Source organism: Microvirga calopogonii, assembly GCF_003347665.1.
GTDB classification, from domain to species: Bacteria; Pseudomonadota; Alphaproteobacteria; order Rhizobiales; family Beijerinckiaceae; genus Microvirga; species Microvirga calopogonii.
Genome location: NZ_QDGA01000025.1, coordinates 16,315 through 35,852 on the forward strand (window position 1 = coordinate 16,315; position 19,538 = coordinate 35,852).

At 60.9% G+C, this 19,538-nt stretch carries 22 protein-coding genes, 1 tRNA gene and 1 pseudogene; 15 read left to right on the top strand and 9 right to left on the bottom strand.

From position 1 onward, the window contains the following. Positions 1–224 precede the first annotated feature (224 nt). Together DDF70_RS18395 and DDF70_RS18400 are read right to left on the bottom strand one after the other, a co-directional pair. The gene (locus DDF70_RS18395) at positions 225–749 is read right to left on the bottom strand and encodes a hypothetical protein (protein ID WP_114946314.1); all 525 of its coding nucleotides are present in this window, start codon (positions 747–749) and stop codon (positions 225–227) included. Positions 750–868: 119 nt separating this feature from the next. Then, positions 869–1,384 carry a hypothetical protein gene (locus DDF70_RS18400; RefSeq protein ID WP_114946315.1) on the bottom strand — a complete coding sequence of 172 codons (516 nt, stop codon included), beginning with the start codon at positions 1,382–1,384 and terminating at the stop codon, positions 869–871. A gap of 223 nt (positions 1,385–1,607) precedes the next feature. Here DDF70_RS18400 and DDF70_RS18405 point away from each other — a divergent pair, with 223 nt between their 5' ends. The 3 genes from DDF70_RS18405 (at position 1,608) to DDF70_RS18420 (ending at position 4,266) form a co-directional block, all read left to right on the top strand. Beyond that, a complete protein-coding gene (locus tag DDF70_RS18405) occupies positions 1,608–2,306 on the top strand; it encodes a plasmid pRiA4b ORF-3 family protein (RefSeq protein ID WP_245435546.1) in 699 nt (232 codons plus the stop codon). 61 nt (positions 2,307–2,367) lie between these two features. Continuing rightward, positions 2,368–3,744: an ISKra4 family transposase gene (locus tag DDF70_RS18410; protein ID WP_114946316.1), complete on the top strand. Its 1,377-nt coding sequence runs from the start codon at positions 2,368–2,370 to the stop codon at positions 3,742–3,744. A gap of 297 nt (positions 3,745–4,041) precedes the next feature. Then, the gene (locus tag DDF70_RS18420; RefSeq protein WP_114946318.1) at positions 4,042–4,266 is read left to right on the top strand and encodes a hypothetical protein; all 225 of its coding nucleotides are present in this window, start codon (positions 4,042–4,044) and stop codon (positions 4,264–4,266) included. A 689-nt stretch (positions 4,267–4,955) separates the two neighbouring features. Here the strand turns inward: DDF70_RS18420 and DDF70_RS18425 are convergent. Continuing rightward, a complete protein-coding gene (locus DDF70_RS18425; protein ID WP_114946319.1) occupies positions 4,956–5,882 on the bottom strand; it encodes a manganese catalase family protein in 927 nt (308 codons plus the stop codon). 262 nt (positions 5,883–6,144) lie between these two features. Here DDF70_RS18425 and DDF70_RS18430 point away from each other — a divergent pair, with 262 nt between their 5' ends. Together DDF70_RS18430 and DDF70_RS18435 are read left to right on the top strand one after the other, a co-directional pair. After that, the gene (locus DDF70_RS18430; protein ID WP_114946320.1) at positions 6,145–6,468 is read left to right on the top strand and encodes a hypothetical protein; all 324 of its coding nucleotides are present in this window, start codon (positions 6,145–6,147) and stop codon (positions 6,466–6,468) included. Positions 6,469–6,719: 251 nt separating this feature from the next. Continuing rightward, complete coding sequence (locus DDF70_RS18435; RefSeq protein WP_245435547.1) at positions 6,720–7,232, top strand: L,D-transpeptidase; 513 nt, start codon at positions 6,720–6,722, stop codon at positions 7,230–7,232. 275 nt (positions 7,233–7,507) lie between these two features. Here DDF70_RS18435 and DDF70_RS18445 read toward each other — a convergent pair. Then, a pseudogene (locus tag DDF70_RS18445) lies at positions 7,508–7,974 on the bottom strand (DUF72 domain-containing protein). A 101-nt stretch (positions 7,975–8,075) separates the two neighbouring features. Between DDF70_RS18445 and DDF70_RS18450 the strand changes: the two are divergent. Then, the gene (locus DDF70_RS18450; protein ID WP_114946323.1) at positions 8,076–8,558 is read left to right on the top strand and encodes an RNA polymerase subunit sigma-70; all 483 of its coding nucleotides are present in this window, start codon (positions 8,076–8,078) and stop codon (positions 8,556–8,558) included. Between the two features lie 142 nt (positions 8,559–8,700). Here the strand turns inward: DDF70_RS18450 and DDF70_RS18455 are convergent, their stop codons facing one another. Further along, on the bottom strand, positions 8,701–8,859 hold the full coding sequence (locus tag DDF70_RS18455) for a DUF1127 domain-containing protein (protein WP_114946324.1): 159 nt from the start codon (positions 8,857–8,859) through the stop codon (positions 8,701–8,703). 569 nt (positions 8,860–9,428) lie between these two features. On the opposite strand from DDF70_RS18455, the gene DDF70_RS18460 reads away from it, so the two are divergent. Next, on the top strand, positions 9,429–9,719 hold the full coding sequence (locus tag DDF70_RS18460) for a hypothetical protein (protein ID WP_162820487.1): 291 nt from the start codon (positions 9,429–9,431) through the stop codon (positions 9,717–9,719). A 342-nt stretch (positions 9,720–10,061) separates the two neighbouring features. On the opposite strand, the gene DDF70_RS18465 is transcribed toward DDF70_RS18460, so the two are convergent. The 3 genes from DDF70_RS18465 to DDF70_RS18475 form a co-directional block, all read right to left on the bottom strand. Then, the gene (locus tag DDF70_RS18465; protein WP_114946326.1) at positions 10,062–10,472 is read right to left on the bottom strand and encodes a hypothetical protein; all 411 of its coding nucleotides are present in this window, start codon (positions 10,470–10,472) and stop codon (positions 10,062–10,064) included. Positions 10,473–10,490: 18 nt separating this feature from the next. After that, positions 10,491–10,739, bottom strand: coding sequence for a hypothetical protein (locus tag DDF70_RS18470; RefSeq protein WP_114946327.1), 249 nt, complete (start codon positions 10,737–10,739; stop codon positions 10,491–10,493). A gap of 154 nt (positions 10,740–10,893) precedes the next feature. Further along, a complete protein-coding gene (locus DDF70_RS18475) occupies positions 10,894–11,601 on the bottom strand; it encodes a sigma-70 family RNA polymerase sigma factor (protein ID WP_245435548.1) in 708 nt (235 codons plus the stop codon). A 247-nt stretch (positions 11,602–11,848) separates the two neighbouring features. Between DDF70_RS18475 and DDF70_RS18480 the strand changes: the two genes are divergently transcribed. From DDF70_RS18480 to DDF70_RS18520, 8 genes are all read left to right on the top strand, one after another. Beyond that, positions 11,849–12,970, top strand: coding sequence for a YihY/virulence factor BrkB family protein (locus DDF70_RS18480; protein WP_245435549.1), 1,122 nt, complete (start codon positions 11,849–11,851; stop codon positions 12,968–12,970). A gap of 120 nt (positions 12,971–13,090) precedes the next feature. Continuing rightward, positions 13,091–13,288, top strand: a complete 198-nt coding sequence (locus tag DDF70_RS18485) for a hypothetical protein (RefSeq protein WP_162820488.1) — start codon at positions 13,091–13,093, stop codon at positions 13,286–13,288. Between the two features lie 471 nt (positions 13,289–13,759). Beyond that, entirely contained in the window at positions 13,760–13,987 is a 228-nt protein-coding gene (locus tag DDF70_RS18495) for a hypothetical protein (protein ID WP_114946332.1), read from the top strand. 140 nt (positions 13,988–14,127) lie between these two features. Continuing rightward, positions 14,128–14,805, top strand: coding sequence for a CYTH domain-containing protein (locus DDF70_RS18500; protein ID WP_114946333.1), 678 nt, complete (start codon positions 14,128–14,130; stop codon positions 14,803–14,805). Positions 14,806–14,865: 60 nt separating this feature from the next. Continuing rightward, positions 14,866–14,941, top strand: a tRNA-Ile gene (locus tag DDF70_RS18505). Between the two features lie 287 nt (positions 14,942–15,228). Then, a complete protein-coding gene (locus tag DDF70_RS18515; protein WP_114946334.1) occupies positions 15,229–15,492 on the top strand; it encodes a hypothetical protein in 264 nt (87 codons plus the stop codon). Between the two features lie 274 nt (positions 15,493–15,766). Continuing rightward, positions 15,767–15,898: a hypothetical protein gene (locus DDF70_RS38775; protein ID WP_281024374.1), complete on the top strand. Its 132-nt coding sequence runs from the start codon at positions 15,767–15,769 to the stop codon at positions 15,896–15,898. 630 nt (positions 15,899–16,528) lie between these two features. Next, positions 16,529–17,755: an MFS transporter gene (locus DDF70_RS18520; RefSeq protein WP_114946335.1), complete on the top strand. Its 1,227-nt coding sequence runs from the start codon at positions 16,529–16,531 to the stop codon at positions 17,753–17,755. A 162-nt stretch (positions 17,756–17,917) separates the two neighbouring features. Here DDF70_RS18520 and DDF70_RS18525 read toward each other — a convergent pair whose 3' ends face one another. Beyond that, the gene (locus DDF70_RS18525) at positions 17,918–18,616 is read right to left on the bottom strand and encodes an IS6 family transposase (protein ID WP_205772446.1); all 699 of its coding nucleotides are present in this window, start codon (positions 18,614–18,616) and stop codon (positions 17,918–17,920) included. Positions 18,617–19,538 lie beyond the last annotated feature (922 nt).

The following is a 19,538-nucleotide window of genomic DNA, read 5'->3' on the forward strand; positions in this document are numbered from 1 at the left end:
GTGGCATTGCGGACAGGCGGGTCATCGAACACGCGCTGAAAGCGAATTCAGAAGCGTGAGAAGATCGGCGACATCAGTGAGCTGATCGTGGGCAGCCGCGGCAAGATCCAGGTTGTGGTGGGAGTGGGCGGCTTCCTGGGCATCGGCGAGCGCGACGTGGCGTTCCCTCCAGACAAGCTCAGGTTCGTGAATGAGCCCCACGCAGTGGCGACCGCGACCAGCCCCTAAAAAATACCCGCGAACCACCCCTGGAATTGGGAGCACAGAGGATACTCCTCCACGGAGGTGGCTGTTGCCGCATTCTGCTGGACGGTCGCCATCCGGGTGCTGATCACCTCCGGCCCCGGCATGTCCGCCTGTCGGCCAATTGCAAGGGCGCCTTCGAGGATGGCCAGACGGTCCCGGAAGGAGAGACGCCAGCTCAGGCGCGCGGCGATGTAGGCCTCCCGCTCCTGCTCTACCGTTGGCGTATCAGCACAGGCCAGGCGGGTGACAAACGGCAGCAGGAGTTGCCGCTCCTCATCGTCGGCCTCATCATTCAGGTGCATCGCGAACCGACAGATCGGGCGCGAGAAGCAGTCCGGCATGGTCTCGACCGACCCGACCGGTTGGTACGGGAAGCCGGCCGCTACTATGGCCGCCTCGTTGATGCAGGTGCCACCGTCTTGTCCAGGAAAGGTGTGCGAGCCCTGTTGCAGTCTCCAGTGCAGGATGTGGCTCCAGTGCAGGATGTGGTCGAAGCGGTCCATCGCGGCCACCCTTATGGCGCACCCCCACGTGGAAAGGGTGCCCCTTAGGCGTTAGTCCTGTGAATCGATCGGGCGCACGTTCTCCGGCCCCTCGTCGCGTCCCGGAATGATCCTGGGCGCTATGGACCGAGCTGGAATGTGTCGAGCTCTGGCGGATTGCCGTCGGTCACGAACGCTCCCTCATACAGACCCGCTCGGGTATGAGCCACGCACTCGATCGTCGAACCTCCCTTGGTCACGTCGCCAAAGCGGCAGAAGCCGATCGCGGTCTCCTCCGCGGCATCCTTTTCCGGGGCAGTATTCGCTGTGTCGGTCAGGAACACCCGCTCGATGGACTGGATCACATGGCCGGAGGCTTGTTCAAGCCGGCGGGCGCCGTCGCCGGCAAAGGACACAATGCTGTTGCCGGTCATGAACCAATACCCGCTCACGCCTGTGCTGTAGTTCGTATTCACTAGGATGTTTTTGCATCCCTCGACGGGTCGCCCGGCCTGAACCAGCTTCGTGCATTCCCCGGAGACGGTGACTGTCTGGGCGAGCTGACCTACTCTGGGTTTCGTCTTCGACCTTACCGGGGCGTCATCTGCACCGAGCGTGGCTGCCAAGAAGAACGCAAGCGCAAGAGACAGCATCATCACCTGCCTCCATCACAACCCCTCCCTAGATACTATAGATGCCTCTGACCTCTGCTGTCGATCTGACGGAACGAGCGAGCATCTTGGCTCGCGATCCAAGAGGAGGGGGACGATTGAACGAGAGTTTCTCTCCGAGAGCATGAGGAAGTGTGGGGCAGATTGGTAACGGGTTGGCTGCACAAGGTCTCGAGCCCAACGAAACAAGGCTGCGAGACACCCTCATTTGCCGAAGCGCACCCCATCCGAACCCAAGGCTCCTGATCCTTCTCCAACTCCGAAGATCCTGCAGTTCAAGGTCTGGCTGATCGGGCTCAGCCCCATGATCTGGCGGCGGGTTCAGGTCCCGGCCAGCATGACGCTGCGGGAGCTGCATGGTGTCCTTCAGGTGGCGATGGGCTGGGAGAGCATACACCTGTTCCAGTTCACGCTCCGGGCCCAGCGGTTCGGCTCCCTGGAAGTGGCAGCTCGATCCCCGGATGTCCCGCTTTCAGAGCTTCGCCTGCGCGTGGGCACTCGCTTCCGCTATGAGTACGACCTCAATGGTCCATGGGAGCACGAGCTGCGCCTCGAGAGCCAGCATGAGGCTGCCCGAGGGAGAAGCTATCCCATTTGTCTGGACGGGGATGGATCCTGCCCGCCGGAGGATTGCGGCGGGGTACCGGGCTTTCTGGCTCGGCGTGAGGCTTGGACCACTCCGGAGACCCGCCAAGACTTTGCAGTCTTGGCCGATTTCGTGGATCAGCTCGCTCTAAAGCGAAGCACGGGCGCCTTGATCGACGCCGAGGAGGTCGAACAGGTCCGGGAGGCTTTGGAGCGCTTTGAGGTGCGCCAAGGGTGGCAGGGCAAGCCGTTCTCCCGCGAGGACGTCAACGAGCGGCTAAGCAAGACCAAGTATCTCGACCTCATGCATCAGCAGTGGTGATGCTGCGAGAGCCGTTGGTCGGCAACGGGTCCCGGCTTCCCGAGAGTGCACGGAAGGTCCCATGCAGATCAGGATTATGCTTCAGATTGTCGGAAACGACGGTACCGTTGGCGACGCGGAGGAGATCGCATCCCTGACCAAGATCACCGAGCGGGCCGAAGATCTGGGCCTGTCCCTGACCGAGAGCAAGACCCTGCTGGCAGCCGCTCAGCAGCGGATCGTCCTGGCTCAGGTGGACTGTTGGCTTGAGAACCACCGCCACTGCAAGGTCAGCTACCCGGTCACCTTTCGGACCTTGTTCGGCGATGTCCAGCTCAAGAGCCCACGCTACTACCTTCCCAAAGAGCGCCAGACCAAGGGTCCGGCGACGATCTCGCCGCTGACGCAGTTGCTCCCCGACCACATTGCGCCGGAGCGCCGGTACCTCGAGACCCGCTGGGCCTCGCTTGTGCCCTATGCGGCAGCCGCCGACCTCCTGGCTGACGTGCTTCCTGTCGGGAGTGGCGTCAACGCAACGACCGTACGTCAGCATGTGCTCCGCGCCGCAGAGCGGATAGAGGCCGATCTCGCTGAGCAGCGGACCTCGTTTTCGGAGGGCGCAGACCCTCGCGATTGGGAGGATCTGCCGATCCCTGAGGGCCGTATGGTTATCGGCCTGGACGGCGGCTACATCCGGGACTGGCGCGACAGAAAGAAGAACTTTGAGCTGATCGTCGGCCGGTCCATGCCCGAGGATGGGGAGGCGCGGTATATCGGCTTCGTCCATGGCTATGATCGCAAGCCGCAGCGCCGCATCATCGATCACCTGCGCCGACAGGGCTTCCAGGCCAATCAGGATCTGACCTTCATCACAGATGGCGGGGAGGAGGTCCGCGCCCTTGCCGAGCGGGTCAGCCCGTGCAGCGAGCACGTCCTCGACTGGTTCCACATCACCATGCGGATCACGGTCCTGCGCCAGTTTGCCCAGGGACTGGTGCACCATGACAAGGACGCCGGGATGGCGGCTCTGGATGAACTTCGCCGGATCGAGTGGTTCCTGTGGCACGGCAACACCTATCGGGCTCGCGAGACCATCGATGATTTGCTGCTCGATCTCGAAGCTCTCGATAGTCGCTACCCCAACCGGCGCAAGTTCAGGACGGCCATGCGCGAGTTCCAGGTTTATATCACCAGCAATGAGGCCAGCCTGATCAACTACGGAGAACGCTACCGCTCCGGCGAGCGGATCTCCTCAGCTTTTGTCGAGGCGACGGTGAATGCGGTGATCAGCAAGCGCTTTGCCAAGAAGCAGCAGATGCAGTGGAGCCGGCGCGGAGCTCATCTGCTCCTGCAGACGCGATCCAAGACCCTGGATGGCTCGCTGCGTGCCACATTCGAGCATTGGTACCCCGGTATGATGAACGACAATAACAGGGATCAGAGTCGAGCAGCCGCGTAACTGCCCCACAACTCGTCATGCTCTCCAGGCTCCCCGTGATCAGATGGGGTGCCATCTTCTGGAACAGGATCAAGCTCTGGGAGCTCAGGCAAGGGAGCCGGCTCCGGCAATATAGGATCGTCTGGTTTCGGATCCCGCGGATCTGGACTGCCAACCATTTCAAGCTCCATGCACGGCATCCTTAAGGGAAACGCTCACACGGGTACTGGTTCCCCGGCACCAGGAAGAACATTGCGGACTTCGGCAAAGACGCAGGCGCGCCCTATAATCTAGCTATCGACCGATAGGAGGCTCTTCATGCACATCATCGGCGCCTTTGAGCTGGACATCAGTACCAGCACATCAGACGACCCGGCATGTGCCAGGATTGCTCTACAGAAGGCAACATTCGACCCAAGTGGGCGGGTGTTCGTCACTGCTAAATGCTTGTCCCTCGAGGAACTGGAAGGGCAGATAAACGTCCTCCAAAACGAGTTAAACGAGATCCGCAAAAGAGCCCGCCGAGAGTTCCAAGTCCCCTAAAGCCGTGGCTCTCTTCTATCCCTCGGCTATTCATTGTCCACTACTTCCATGGACAAGAAGGAACTGAGAATGAGAAGGGCAATCCCGATCCATGTCAGAAACGGCCTATAAGGCTAGGGAGCCCGCCAGCTCTGCAACGCTGTAGGCAACCTGACAGTGTTGGGTCGTGTAAATCAGGCAGAGCCATTCCTCTCGGGATCAGAACAAGAGCTGTTCCTTTTGACACCCGGCATTATAAACCAAAGACAGCTTTTCCTTGGAAGCCATGGCTTTACGCGAGGTCCTGTCCTCGTGGTCGGTGGTAGCGAGCATCACTACCATGTCGGACATGGTTAGGGCGTTCCAAGATAAGATCATTGCTGACATCTGCTTGCGGCGATGGTCTGACGTAAGGCGGATTTGCCTGACTTTTAGCTATTGCCGCTCCATCGCACCGCCGGTGCGTCTCTTCAGGCGGTTGGGCAGGAAATGCGCCGAACTAACGTCCGAAAAATCAATCCTGTCTCCAGGATTGCTGTGTTTGGTTTATAATGCCGGTGCGGTTTATTGCACAAACCTCGCGCGCTCTCCTAGATGTCCCTGAGGGTATGGAGGAAGAGATCATCCAGGGTCTTCTCTTTGGCGGCCATAACCAGTCCTTTTCATCGTTAGTTGGAAGAAGGGCGAGCTTTGCCCTTCTTCGTTCGTCGTTATCGCGACGCCTTGTAGAGCTTGGTGGCGATCTCGAACATCTCCTCGGGCGCATAATCCGGGGTGAAGGCCGACGGGACACCCGTGAGCTGATGGATCTTGCCACCGTCTGGCATGCCATCCACCACGGTCAACTCGCCCGGAGGATCGTCGGGCAGGGCAACCTCGCCGTTGCCCCAGATGCCCGCCATCTCCTTGTAGTCGTCCGGGCTGAAGGTGTAGAGCCGTCGGTGCGAGCCTTCGTCGAGATACTTCTGACATTCCGGGATGTTGCCGAGCGGGATGTTCGGCGTCGGCAGCATCTTCTCAATCTCGACGCCCGTGATCTTCTTCAGTGCCAAGGCATAGGCATGGGCGTGGACGGAGCCGCGGACGAGGAGATATCCGCAGACTTCGCGGCCTGTGGGGTCTGTCAGAGTTTCATAGACGCGCAGCTTGTGCAGCCTTGCGCCACACTCGAGGTGAAAGTTGTGCAGGAGATCCAGCACCACGTTTCCCGTCGTGGTGATGAAGTCGTTGTTCCAAGACTGGCCGTTGCTGTTCACGGGCATGGCGCCACCGCCGCCTGAGAGAAAGGCTGCGGCCAGGCGGATGTCCTTCATGTCCTCGAAGGGAGCGCCCGAGATGTCGGCGCCGCCGGCTTCATCGTCGTTGGCGTCATCCGGCCCGTTGTTGAGCATCGCGACACCGTTGCTGACCAGCTCCACATGGCCAAGCTCTTCCGCCGTGATGGCGGCGACCAGGCTGTAGAAGGGCCGCAGCTTACTCTTGCTGCGGAAGTTGAAGCTCTGGAACATGTAGTTCCCCAGCGTGGACATCTCGCCGTACTTGCCGCCCAGGAGTTCCTGGAGGGCTGCGGCGGCGTTCGGGTCCTGCCGCTTGGGCGCAGGCAGATCGACTTGCAGCTTATCGACGCGCAAGAACATTCGGGCTCTCCAGTATGACGGGGTACCGGGGCCAACGGGGGAGCGGTGCGTAGGTTCCAGGATTAGGCCGCCAAGCGAGGACGGCTGAGGCTTGGGAATGCTGTCGCCCCTCCTGTTAATCATGCGCTCACCATGTTTTGCGGAAGAGGCTCGACGGAGGCGCAAACCGTTGCGGAGCCAGGAACTGCCCGGCTCACCCCGGACTTTTCAACACATGCCGGCCTGGATAGTGGCCAGCGTCTTTCCCAACCGAGGTTGTCACATGCGGCTTGCTTTCGCAGTTCTTGCGACGTCTCTCGTCGCGTCTTCATCCGCCTTCGCTCAGGTTCCAGCCGAGGTCGAGGCGTGTCGGTTGTCAGGCTTGGCCGCGATCAAAGAGCGCTCACCGTCGCTCGACCAGATCACGCTCGACATGGAATCGCTGGCCGTCTCCAAGGCCAACACCAAGGTCGGCGATACACCAATCAAGATGGTGGTCCTGGGCGACGCGTATCTCCAGCGTGACAAGACCGACAAGCCCAACCGCTTTGTCTGTCTCCTCAGCGACAAGGGCAAGGTTGTGCTGACCTTCTTCACCGAGCAGTAGCCCATCCGTTCTTGTATCGTCTGGAGTGAGCCCATGTCCACGATCTCGCGCCGCTCGTTGCTTTCGCTCGGCCGCTCGGCCTTGCGGCCGGCTCCGTTTCCCTTGCCGGGTGCTCGGGATTCTCCACGGGTGGTCAGCTCTTCGGCGGATTGCTCGATGCTTCCGGCTCACGCCGAAGCCTCAGCGGCCTTACCATCAGCAAGCCCAACTATTCGGTCGTCTACGCAAGCTATCCCGGCGAGCCTGCTCCAGTGAACGAGTTCAACTATGCCCAGGTAAACCCGACTTACTTGAGACAGCAGGTGGAATACCTCGGGACGGAGGAGCCCGGCACCGTGGTCGTCGATCCGGCCTCGCGTCACCTCTATTTTGTCGAAGCCCCAGGACAAGCGACCCGTTACGGCGTTGGCGTCGGTCGTGAGGGCTTCGGCTGGTCGGGGTCCGCAAAAATCAACATGCGGCGCAGCTGGCCGGATTGGGTGCCGCCGAAGGAAATGGTCGCCCGTGATCCGGAGATCCGCTCGCAACTTGTGGCAACGTCACGCGGGCGGGGTGTTCCAGGAGGCCCGACAAGCCCGCTTGGGGCGAGGGCGATGTATCTCTTTGCAGACGGCGGGGACACCAGCTATCGCATCCACGGTACGACTGAGCCTGAGACGATCGGCACCAACGTGTCGTCCGGCTGCATCCGCATGGTCAACCAGGATGTAATCCACCTCTATCAGCGCGCGTCTGAGGGAACCCAGGTCATCGTCTTGTCGTGACGGTGCCGATCGCTGTGACGCATGGCAGAGGAGTGAAAGCCGTTGAGCGAAAAGACAGAACATTGGCGATACCCTCGTCTCTCAGACCGCGATCTCCTGCTCTGCATAGGTCGGGACCTAAAGCAAATCTATGAGGATACCTTGCGACAGTCCCTGCCAGGCGACATCGAGGCCCTGCTGCAGAAGATTGAGAAGGCGGAACTTGAGCGAACAGTGCGGGAGCAGTGAACTGCTTGGCCCGCAGTAGAGAGAGCCTGCCCGTCACACCTGCTTCATCATTGGGCGAGGGCTGCGGCGGCGAGGACGTTTGCCGTCGCGGCAAATTCCGCCGTGTTATCGAAGATGCACCAAGTCCGCGTACCCTCCGTCTCACGCCTTCTGAGTTCCCGAGCGATCCGGGTGATGTCCTCGTCGCAGTGGGATGAATAGTACATCTGCGGCGAGCCATACAGGCGATAGTACGCAAGTCCGTGCCATCCGCCCGGCTGCTTCGCATCCGGGTGCGGCTGAGGGTCGGCTGCGACCCGCGCGACCTGACGCTCTATGAAGAATTCGTCGACGTCAGCCATAAACCACGTTGCGTGCCGGAGCTCGCAGACGAAATCGCCGCCAAAGGAATCGTGGAGAGTCCGGAAGAACGCTTCGGCTGCATCAGGGTCGAATTTAGACTTGGGGGAAGCTGGATGAGGACTGGTCCGAGCTTGTCACCCAATTCGGTGATTTCGCCCAGGAACCGCTGCAAGGGTTCCGGGACATCGCCCGCCCAGCGCTGGTAGGTCGATGAGCGATGAGGCCGATAGAAGGACGAGTTGATTTCGACACCGTCATCGAGGAGTATGCCGTTTGACCACTCTCAAGGAGTTCGAGACCGCATTGCGGGAGCAGGGCATGAACATGGCCCTCGCCATCCTGGAGAAGCTCAAGGAGCGTGATCGGGCCAATCGGACGGTCAGGGTCGGGCGGCGGATTGCCGGCAAGAAGATGACGCCTGAGTTGGCGAGGCGGATCATCGAGCTCAACCAGACCACTGAGATGACCCAGCAGGAAATTGCGTTTCAGCTGGGCGTCAACCAGGGCCGCGTGAACGAAGTTCTCAAGCACGGAAAATGGCTGCAGGACGATCCGAAGTCCGAGGAAGCGGTGTCGCGCGACCGGGCCAAGGCCCGCATGGAAAAGGCACGGGCCGAGAGCGTTCCTGTGAACATGCATAAGAGTGTGGCTCCACCAGAGGAGGCCGCACGTCGCCCAAAGCCAAGACCACGAAATGCGGCGCAGCTCTCCATTGAGGACTTCCTGAGTTCGCCGCCCAGGTCCGAACAGAGATAGGCACAGCGGCGCCGGGATCGCCGGTGGCGTGATTTCAAAGGGGCAGGATCTTTGGGTCCTGCTCTTGTTGTTTCTGTGGGGCCCAGAAACGCAGAAGCCCGCCGGAGGGCGGGCTCGACATCTCTGACGAAGCTGAAGCGGGTTAGGCAGCAGCGGCAGAATTGCGCGCGATGGAGTCAATGTCGTACCGCACGATGCCAAGGTCGTTGAGCTCACGATCGCTGAGATGCGACAGCTCACGAACCGTCTTGCGGTAACGCAGATACGCGCGGATTTGGGAGAGAATGTAGGTTACGAACATGCTATGCCTTCAGGTACTAACTGCCTCGACCATCGAGGTTTTTTCCATTGTCTGTGATGAGAATGATATGGGGTTGAGACGCCCAAATTAGCAGTCGACGCTATGTAGGGAAGTTATGCTCTAAGTGCATATCGAGCCTAGCCGTATTAGGACGTGAGGGGATCCTAAGCTGCCGAATTCGTCTGGCCCGGATCCTTGTTGGGCCTGGAACAAGAGCTGCAGATCTTGCGGTGAGCCGATCCACGCGGATCGCCGTCTCCAAGAGGTCTGACGGTCGTAGTAGGGTCCGAGATGATGAAGAAAGGGCCTCCCCACCCGCCATTGCCAAGTAGGTGAGGAGGCCTCCTAGTCCTGAAGGCCGAAGATGTGAACGGCCCTCATCGGGCTAATGATCTGCCTCGCGCAGGGTTTCAGCTTAACCCTATGAAGCGGTGCCTCGATGAAGTGACCCGGCGGAGGCAGCATCTCCGGGCACCCGGAGACGCTTCTGAGCGACCGCAGCGGAGCGCTTTCTCCTTTCGCGAATTATCTTCAACGCGGAGTTTGTGCGCACGGGGTAGGTGACCGCCATGGAGACAGACGCCGACAGGCGTGAGGCAGCGCGAAAGGCAGGTGAGACGTACGGCACGATGGCCGCGGACCTGAGCCTGATGCACGTCGGCTCGGCCTCCGGTGAGGAGGCCATGGAGCAGCACATCCTCGACCTGGCCCGCAACATCCGAGAGCAGGCGCTACAGCGGGCCAACGATGATCTTGGCGAGGCTCTTGCGCTCGTCTGGAAGGAGGCCGCACTCAAAGCCGCTCAGGAACGGCTTGAGGCGTTCGGTGCACCTGGAGAGACCACGCAGCCGGAGGGCTGACGGACGCGGCCATTGCGTTTTCCGGGCTGCCCAGCTCCTGCAGGCAGGGGTGGTTAACCTCTAGTTAACCCTGTTGGCCGGCCATGATCCCAGCAGGCCGATCACAGCACATTCGCGGGTCTGATTTCCGAACAACCTTTCCGTTTCCAATGGCGTCTTCGCGCGCTCCGTCCAGGGTATTTCCTCATGAGCCGACAGACTCTCGTTCTGCTTGTATCCGGTGATCGGTTGGCCGGAATGACAATCGCCAGCAGCCTGGTCGGCTACGGCTATGAAGTGCTCCTAAGTGGCTCATTAAGCGATGCACGAACCGGCTCTTGGAAGGGCGTGCCCTTCTGGCAATCAGCGTTGATAAGTCTTCATGAATTCTGCCGTGAGCGTTCGCTCCAGCTCCCATGTCAGAGGTGTCGGGTTGGCTCTGTTCCAGGCCCGCTGACCCTGCTGGACGAAGCGTTTCCGTTTGCGCTTGATCTCTGTTGGAAGGTGAGAGGCCAAAGGAGCAAAGCTTCTGCGCAATTGAACCTCTGTCCTCTTTCTGGACGGGAGGGCCGCCTCCGCCGCTTCAGCCGCGGCGATATCATCTGGCGTGGGATCGGGATGGCGTGCGTACGCATCCTCTTCTAACTGGCTGAAAGTTCTATGCTGGGCCGCATCGTACTCCCGTAAGCCGGGAGTGTGCTCGAGGAGGTAGGCCTCAAGAGCTTCATCCCGATCCACCTGCTTATCTCGAACCAAATGGGTCTGTTTTGGCATTGCCGAGGCTCCCTGGTCCTAACCGTGAATCTTCGTGTCCTGGAGTTCCGCTCCTCCAAGCCACTGCCGGGCCTCTTCCAGGCTGCCGAACGTGTGTTCTGCCTTTGTGAAGGGAGCCGGCATTTCCTCTGGGGGTAGATCCACCAGAAGCTCCGCTGTCCATGTGGCATCATTGGTTGGGCCACTTTGGACCAAGCTGGCGATGATCACCCCATTGAGCAGCACGTCATAGCTGCCGGGAGCGAGCCGGAAGAGCCTGTAGGTCATCTCGATATCTGCCTTTCCGTCGCATCGGGAGGAACACCAGGCCTTCCACCATTCAGGAACCGGATCCCGGCCTGTTCAAGAACTGACCTGAGAGACGCGATGGATGGACTATGGGCAGAGAGCACTCGAGGCTTGGCTTCGAGCTGGGCCCTGATCAGGAGCCGGCATGGCGTCCGGCGGCAATGCCGTCGGCTCCCAAGAGCCCCATGAGTCCGGCCAGCCGGTTCCGGGCCCGGTTCACCCGGCTCTTGAGTGTCCCAACCTTCACGCCGAGCGCCTCGGCCGCCTCCTCGTAGGCCATGTCCTCGGCGGTGACGAGCAGGATGGCCTCGCGCTGCTCCCGCGGCAACTTGGCGAGAGCAGCTTCAAGATCCTGGACGGCAATACGGTCCTCCTGGTCCGGGATCGTGACGAGTGTCGCCGCGTGGGCACCGTCCGCATCCTCTACCTCGCGCTGGGTCTTGCGGTGGCCGGAGAAGAACAGGTTGCGCAGGATGGTGAAGAGCCAGGCCTGCAGGTTCGTGCCGGCTTCGAACTTCTCCTGCTTGCTGATGGCCTTCAAAACCGTCTCCTGCACGAGGTCCTCGGCCTGGTGGACGTCGTGGGTGAGGGAGATCGCGAAGGCCTGCAGCGACTTCAGGCTGGCCATGATGCCGTCGACGAATGCCTGATCCACCGGCTCTGTATGGGCACGGATGACCTGGGCGACGCGGTCGGCGAGCTGGGCGAGGCGCCGCGGCATTTTGATCTCCACGGGATCGCCGTAGAGGACCCGCAGCTGGGTGCCGAGATGGGCTTGGACGGCTGCATCGAGCATGGGATTGGTGGGTGGGGACGAGGTAGCGGAAACGGTGCTTGTCATGCCCCGACACATGTCGCGGGCGGGATCGTTTTCAACCGCCGAACCACACGCTGCGGGAGTGCATCCGCCGTGGCGCAGGAGCCCCGCGCTGCCAGGGCTGGAGCCAGTCAGGGTGGAACATACCTCCCGAGGTTGCGATTACCCTAACGGCCAAGCCTGGTCCGTCAGTACGCCTCAGAGTTCGACATCCATCATGCCCGCCGCACTCCCTCCGTCCCAGGATCCCCAGAAGCATACCGCTCCGTCCATGACATCAACCCTGCTGGCCACCGCAGCCGGCATGGTCCTGGTCCGGCTCGTGGCTGGGGGCAGCAGGGCGGCCACGAGGATCCCCGCCCACAATCCCGGTCGTCCCGAGCAGACTGGGCGGGAGGCTGGAGCGAGGGACCCCAGCCAACATGCACCGGCAGCCGCAGCCTCGGAGCCGGGCAGGGGACGAGAGGCCGCCACCCCTACCCAGATCCCAGTCAAGGGGTGGAAGGATATCCTATGGCGCACCTACGAGGAGTTCGGCCAGGACCGTCTCATGTCGGTGGCCGCGGGCGTGACCTACTACGCCCTGCTGGCCTTGTTCCCGGCCTTGGCGGCCCTGGTTTCCGTCTACGGCCTGTTTGCCGATCCGGCCACGATCCAGGATCACCTGACGGCGCTCTCCGGTGTGCTCCCGGGCGGTGCGCTCGACATCATCCGAGAGCAGGTGGTTCGCATCGCTTCGGCAGGCGAGGGGACCCTCGGCCTCAGCTTCATCATCGGCCTTGGGGTGTCGCTGTGGAGTGCCAACGCGGGCATGAAGGCGATCTTCGACGCGCTCAACATCGTCTACGACGAGGAGGAGAAGCGAAGCTTCGTCAAGCTGAACCTCGAGTCGCTCACCTTCACGCTGGCGGCCGTCGGGTTCATTCTCCTCGCCCTGGCCGGGATCGTGATCCTGCCGATTGTCCTCGACTTCGTCGGTCTGGGCAGCGGACTCGAATGGCTGCTATCGCTGGCCCGCTGGCCGGTCCTTCTGGCCGTGGTGATCGGCGGGCTGGCCGTGCTGTACCGCTACGGACCAAGCCGCGACAAGGCCGAGTGGAAGTGGGTCACGCCGGGCGGCATCGTCGCAGCGCTGCTCTGGCTCGTCGTGTCGATGCTGTTCTCCTGGTACGTGGCGAACTTCGGCAGCTACAACGAGACCTACGGCTCGCTCGGCGCCGTCATTGGTTTCATGACATGGATCTGGATCTCGAGCATCGTCGTCCTGCTCGGGGCCGAGATCAATGCCGAGATGGAGCACCAGACGGCAAAGGACACCACCGAGGGTCCAGAGAAGCCGATGGGCGCCCGCGGCGCCACCATGGCCGATACATTGGGTCCTGCGAAGGCCTAGAACCTGGGCCAGTTCCTCAACCGCATTCCAGACCGCGAGTGCAGGACGCTGTGGTTCGCGCACCTTTCCTTGCGGAGGATTCCGGCTGCAGTACCATCACACGATCAGCCGGAGATGCTCATGCCTGGGCCGCTGTTTGATCTCTCCAATCCAGAGTCCTGGCGCCTGCTGAAGCAGGCGAGAAAACGCGGCTATCTCACCAGGGACGAGTTTGACCAGATGTTTGGGTCAGAGCTGCCGCCTGATCGCCTAGCGGCGCTCAAGCGCGAGCTCTGGAAGCTGCACATCAGCATCCTCGTGGTGGGAGATAAGCGCTGAAATCAAATGCGAGGAGGTGAGGGGAGGGGCTCCGTGCCCCCCAACCAGGCAAGGGTTGCGGCCTCGTGGGCGGTCTGCTCGTCCTCGAAATCACGATCAGTGGGCTTTTCGAAGCCGCAGACGTGACACTGAACAGTGGCGGCGAAGCCACCATCATTCGTGGCAAAGCTCAGGATGTGAATCGGCACCGAAGAACTGACCCCTCTCAAAGGAGCGCAACGCCTGGGTTCAGCGACGCAAAATGGAAACTTGGTGGGGTCACGATCGGCGCCGATGATGACCCCGCTGACGCGACGAATTCTCCATCAATGTCATGTGCGTAACGGCAGTCGGCTCAAGGGTACATATTCGATGCTGAATCATAGGCTATCTCCCGGATCTCGTCTTGGCTGCCTCCGCGCTGGCGCCGTGGCCGCGGGCTCGTGATCAGAGGCCCGAGATGTCAGCCCTGCCAACGGTGAGGCGCGAGCGATGACGTCGCAACCCGATCTGGCGTCTCCAGCCCTGTCCGATCCTGACCTGATCGAGGAGATGCAGTTCCTGGAGCATCGGATCCGGTTCGGTCCGACGCAGACCGGCTGGGTCCCCTTCATCGCACGGCAGGGCCAACGCCCGACGATCCTGCTGGCGAGCGATCGCGAAACCCTGATCGCGGAGGCGCACACGCTGATCAGGCGCCGGATCGCCGGGAAGAGGTGAGGGGATGCCGTTAGTTGCCAGAAGTTAGGAGACCGTCGTGGACCCATGGACTGTCTCGGCGTGATGCGTGGGTTGCCTTTTCAGTCTTGTGCCCAAAAACCCACCCTGGCGCTACCGCCCGATGATGAGAGGCCACTCCGATGAGTTCCACCCGTGTCTTTCTGCTGGCCTCTGGTCTGGCCCGGCTGATCGAGCGGGAGAGGGCAGGCGAACTTATCCGGCACGGCTATTTTCCCGAACATCCCGCCCGCAGCATGCATGTGCAGGTGACGGGCGATACTGGCCACCTGGTCCTTGCCTCCCATTCCGTGAAGGATCCGAGCGAGGACGCGACTGAGATTTCCCCGGCGCAGGCCGAGGCCCTGCTCGGCTTGACCGCAGGACAGATCGAGTACCTGAGCATCGCCGTCGATCTCGGCGATCATGGTGCCAGCCTCCAGCGTTTCGTCACCCCGGGACCGCTCGATCTGATCAGCGTAGCGTTCAAGCACGACGAGGCGGCGCGAGAATTCCAGCGGCCAGCCTGGTTCGGTCAAGAGGTCTCGGCTGATCCTAGCTACCGGCTGCGCACCATCGCCCTCGCCGGGCTGCCCTCCGTGCCCGAAGGGGAGGTGTCGAATGCGGCCCTCCATGGCCTGCTCGATGCCCTGGATCACCGCGATCAGGAAACCGAACCGCACCCGACACGGCAGTCTCGGGCGCCAACATCATCCGGGTTCGCCTTCGATGCCGAGGACGAAGACGAACTCGATGGGCTCACCATTGAGGACAGCGTGATCCGAGACCTCGCCCGCTCGCTGCAGCCGCCAAGGCGCTGACGCTTCCCAGGAGACCTTGGACCCCATATGAGAGAGATCGCATCCACGGGGGTGGCGGTGGGGCCTGTAGCTCAATGGTTAGAGCCGGCCGCTCATAACGGTCTGGTTGGGGGTTCAAGTCCCTCCAGGCCCACCACATATCAACGCAGCACCCCAAAGGTCTGCTGCCCATCTCAGATATCGCTCCCGCACAACCAAACCCACCCGTCCCATGATGACCGATCCCTCGCCCTCTCAAGACGCCACTCTCATCGACCATCACGGCTATCGCATCCGCCTCAGCCCGAGCGGCCTGGACTGGATGATCCTTGTGGAATGGCCCGACCGGTAGCCGACCCTGATCATGGCCCCGGAGCGCGAGACGGCCTTGGCCAAGGCCCGCGAGTGGATCGATCGCCAGCTTGCCACGGACGAGAGCCCGCAATGACCTACAGCCTGATCCAGTTGGCGCCCGGCGCCTATGACCTGCTCCTCGGCGACACCATCGTGGCCAGCGTGGTGAGAAGCGGCTTGCGCCAGCCGTACATCTGGACGGCCGAGCTACTTGAGGACCTGCCGCGGAGCAGGCGGCCTGCGCCATTCCGAGAGGTTGAGCATAGCTTTCCGTCACTGGAAGAGCTGTGCGCCTGGCTCGGCCAACCAGCCGTGAGGACGAACAACCGAGGCACCACGTCTCAGGGTGCATGAGAGAGAAGCGCCCCAACCGGGGCGCTGACTGAAACCTCGACCAGGGCGCTGGTGTGCCAAGGGAATGACGCACATCTTGGATGTAGGCGGTTCTGACTGATCGGCAATGCTGCTTTCGAAGGTCTTCGGATCAGGTGCATCGCGTCTAGCCGTGTGACCTGCCGGCTACAGACATTCGCGCCGAAATCGGACACATAGCGTGGCCGAGCGACACGATTTGATCGCCTTCTCCACCATTTCTTCATAACGCGCCGAATTCATTGAGGTCTTCATCATGCCGCCGATCGAGGCCGCAACGCCTGTCTTTGCTCCGATGCACGTCCCGACCTTCACGCAAGCTGCTGTGCGGTTTGTCGTCTCCTTTACCGCCTTGATCGGCCTGAGCCTGCTGTTGGCCGCGCTCTAAGGCCATATTGTTCGGCACCTGTGCTCGTTGCGATACAGCCAAAGCGCCGGTCATCAGGCATTCTGGTTCTGTCCTTGAAGGAACGGCTGGGGGCCGGATCTCCCGGGAAGGGAAGCGCCTCTGCAACGCACGAGGTGCTTCTCTTTGCCCGGTTCGTTGATCTCGACCACTAACCTTCCCGCCAGGGCAATCTCCGGCTTCGTCTCTCACCTCCATCATAGAAGCAAAGCCCTTCCAAACCCTCTGCAATTGCATCGCGGATCTGGGGTGCGAAAACGGCACCATCCACGGCTCGGATCGGCGCATCAGCGACAATTGGGCACCAGCCGCAGGTTAGGGTTGACGGAGGCGCAGCGTGCCCCAATTAGCGGCGCATTGCCTTGAAAGCCGTCCTTGCGCCCTGTCTTGATGAAGCAACTTGTCGATCAACGGCTGCTGAGTATCGATCTCTGGCTGATGGCCGCTGCCGCATCGGCGGCACTTGCCGCTGTTGTTCTCTGTGCTCAGCTGCCTTAGAAGCATGCATCAGTGGTTGAGCCAAGTCTCTGAAGGTGACACAGCTTTCTGCCTGGACGCCGGATAACCACTCCTCCAGCACTTGGCACTTGAAAGGTAACCAGAGCCTCTCCAATGGTCGATGTTGTCACCCCATCTCGGCGAACCAAGAGCGATACCAGGCTGCGCACCCTCGCGCTGATCTCGGCGGCCCATTGGGTCAGTCACTTTCACATGCTTGTGCTGCCGATGCTGTTTCCGTTTCTTAAGACGGCTCTCAACATCGACTATATTGATCTTGGCTTTGCGCTGACAGTGTTCGCAGTCGTCTCGGCGCTCACTCAGGCGCCAGTGGGCTATCTCGTCGATCACTTTGGCGCGCGTAAGATTCTCCTGATCGGGCTTTGCCTTGGCGGGGCTTCGCTGGTCCTCATCGGATTGCATCTGAGCTACCCCATCTTGGTCGCAAGTGCGGTTCTGCTCGGGCTTGCAAACAGCGTCTATCACCCCGCGGACTACGCAATTCTCGACGCCCATATGGATGAGGCACGGATGGGCCGTGCCTTTTCGATCCACACCTTTGCTGGCTATCTCGGCGGTGCGATGGCACCTATGATCGTTGCGGCGCTGATGACATCGCTCGGCGGCATCACCGCACTGGTAGCGTGCGGTGCGGCTGGGCCGCTCGTGGCGGTCTTGCTGCTGGTCTTCGATGTTCCGGAGGCGGGGGCAAATCGCCGGAAGGCTGGAATGGGCCACGCATCACAGCAGTCCATCATCACGCCAATGCTCATCGTCCTGACCATCTTCTTCATGCTGCTCGGCCTCTCCACCTCTGGCATCAGCAGTTTCGGCGTTGTGGCGCTGATGAATGGCTTTAGCGCCTCATTCGCCACGGCGAATGTCGCGCTGACTGCTTATCTTGCGGCAAGCGCAATAGGCGTGCTCGCCGGCGGGTTCTTGGCCGATCGCACGGATCGACACTCCCAAGTCGCTGTATTTTGCTTCGGCGTCAATGCTGCCGTTTTACTGTTGATCGCATTGGTTGCGCTGCCGCCTGCGCTGCTCACGATGACCATGGCTGCCGCGGGCTTTCTTGGCGGGATGATCGCGCCATCGCGCGACATGCTTGTCCGTAAGGCCGCGCCAGAGGGCGGGGCAGGGCGCGCCTTTGGCATCGTCTCGACTGGATTCAATTTCAGCGGCATCTTGAGCCCTCTTCTGTTCGGCTGGATTATGGACCAGGGCCTCCCGCACTGGGTGTTCATCATCTCCGCAATTTTCATGGCTCTCACGGTTGTTCTCGCGCTCTTCACCGAGCGCAAGAGAGAGCCGGATAACGCACGCGTTGGGACCGTGTGATCGATTACTGAACCCTGCTCACTTCAGTTGAGACTGGGAAAATGCCAGTGCCGCCCTTTGACCCCTGCTCATCCCCCGGATGGACGTGGGTCATTGGGCGCCGGCGGCGGCACCGTTGCAGTAACTTGAAAACGGCATAACGGACCCAGTTTAACGCGTCGCTCAGGCAGCAAAACCGAAGAGTTGACTGACGAGGTGAGTTTCGCTTGTCGCTCGACATCCCCGCTTGTTGTAATGACCGCGGCGGATCATGCGCATGACTTCGAAACCCGTCAGGGTGGCCGCGGCAGTTTTCATCGTCTGGAAGCCGCGCGTCGGCCGGATCACGCGCTTGAGCGCACCGTGATCCGCTTCGATGATGTTGTTGAGATATTTCGAGGTGCGATGTTCGACATCCTGCGGCAGCAGCCCTTCGTTCTGCAGGCGCAGGATGGCCTTCGGATAGGACGCCAGTTTGTCGGTCGTGATCGAGGACGGCGGATAGTCGCTCACCACTCTCAGAGCTTTGCGTAAGAAGCGATAAGCGGCACCAGTATCACGCCGGCCGGACAACATGGAGGCAATCAGCCGACCATGTTTATCGACCGCTCGAAACAAGTATCGCCAGCGCCCACCCACTCGCACATAGGTCTCGTCCACTCGCCACGAACGTGAGCGAGGTCCCTGGTTTGGTCGCACCCGCTTCTCGATCTCCGGCGCGTAGCGCTGAACCCAGCGGAAGATCGTGGTTGGACTGACGCTGACACCGCGATCGGACATCATTTCAGCCAGATCGCGATAGCTGATCCCATACTTGCAGTACCAGCGCACGCACAGCAAGATGATCTCAACCGGGAAGCGGCGGCGCTTGGACAGAGGCACGGGAGCGGATCCTTGATGAACCGCTCCTCGCTATACCGCCAAGGTTAACGCAACGGTGCCCAATGATACGGTAACGAAGTACGTAGCAAGAACATAGATGCCTGGGTCGATCGAGAGATCTCCGCAAGGGCTGCATATGCTCTGAATCCAGGTGTTTGAGCCAACATTCCAGGGCAGAACAACGGGAAGAGGAGGGTAGTGCTCTCCAAAGTGATATCTGCAAGCGGGCGGCGCTGCCCGGATAGCTTTGACAATGCAGTTAAGGAAACAGTTTCAAATCGGTACCAGATCGATGCGAGTATCATCTGGCTTCACACTCGGGGTCATTCCACAAGACCCCATCAACCAAGTTTCTGATCCGTTCTAACTAAGAACGTATAATCCGGAACAGATCTTGCGCTGGCCCCTTCTTGTGTAGGGTTTCGGATGCCAGCCATCACAGACGCAGCCAGATGCACCGGGGACGGCGTCCGAAAGCCTCCAGGGAACGAACCCGCGGGATGAAGATTGCAGGTTCCGGGATTTGGCGGTTCCGCCTGGTCCGCTAGGCCGGATGTGAATCAGCGTCGAATGCTGCCACCGAGCCAACTGCCATCAAGTGCATGACGTTGCTGCAAATTCATGGCGTCGGCGGGGTCATCATCAACGCCGATAGTGACCCCGCCCAATTTCCATTTGATTTCGCTAAGCCAAGGCTTTGCGCTTCTCTCGCGAGGGGCAACCATTAGTGCCGCTTCACAGATTATCTAGCTTGCAGTCTCAACCTCCGGAACTTGGCGGACATGCACTGGCCCTTCGTCGTCCTAATTCCATGCCTGCCGACGCCATTAGACATCACGGCCGCGGTCTCTGCCACGAATTCTGGCGGGCGCCGGGACAATCTACGTGATGACTCAAAGAACGGTGTCTGCGCTCGGCTCTG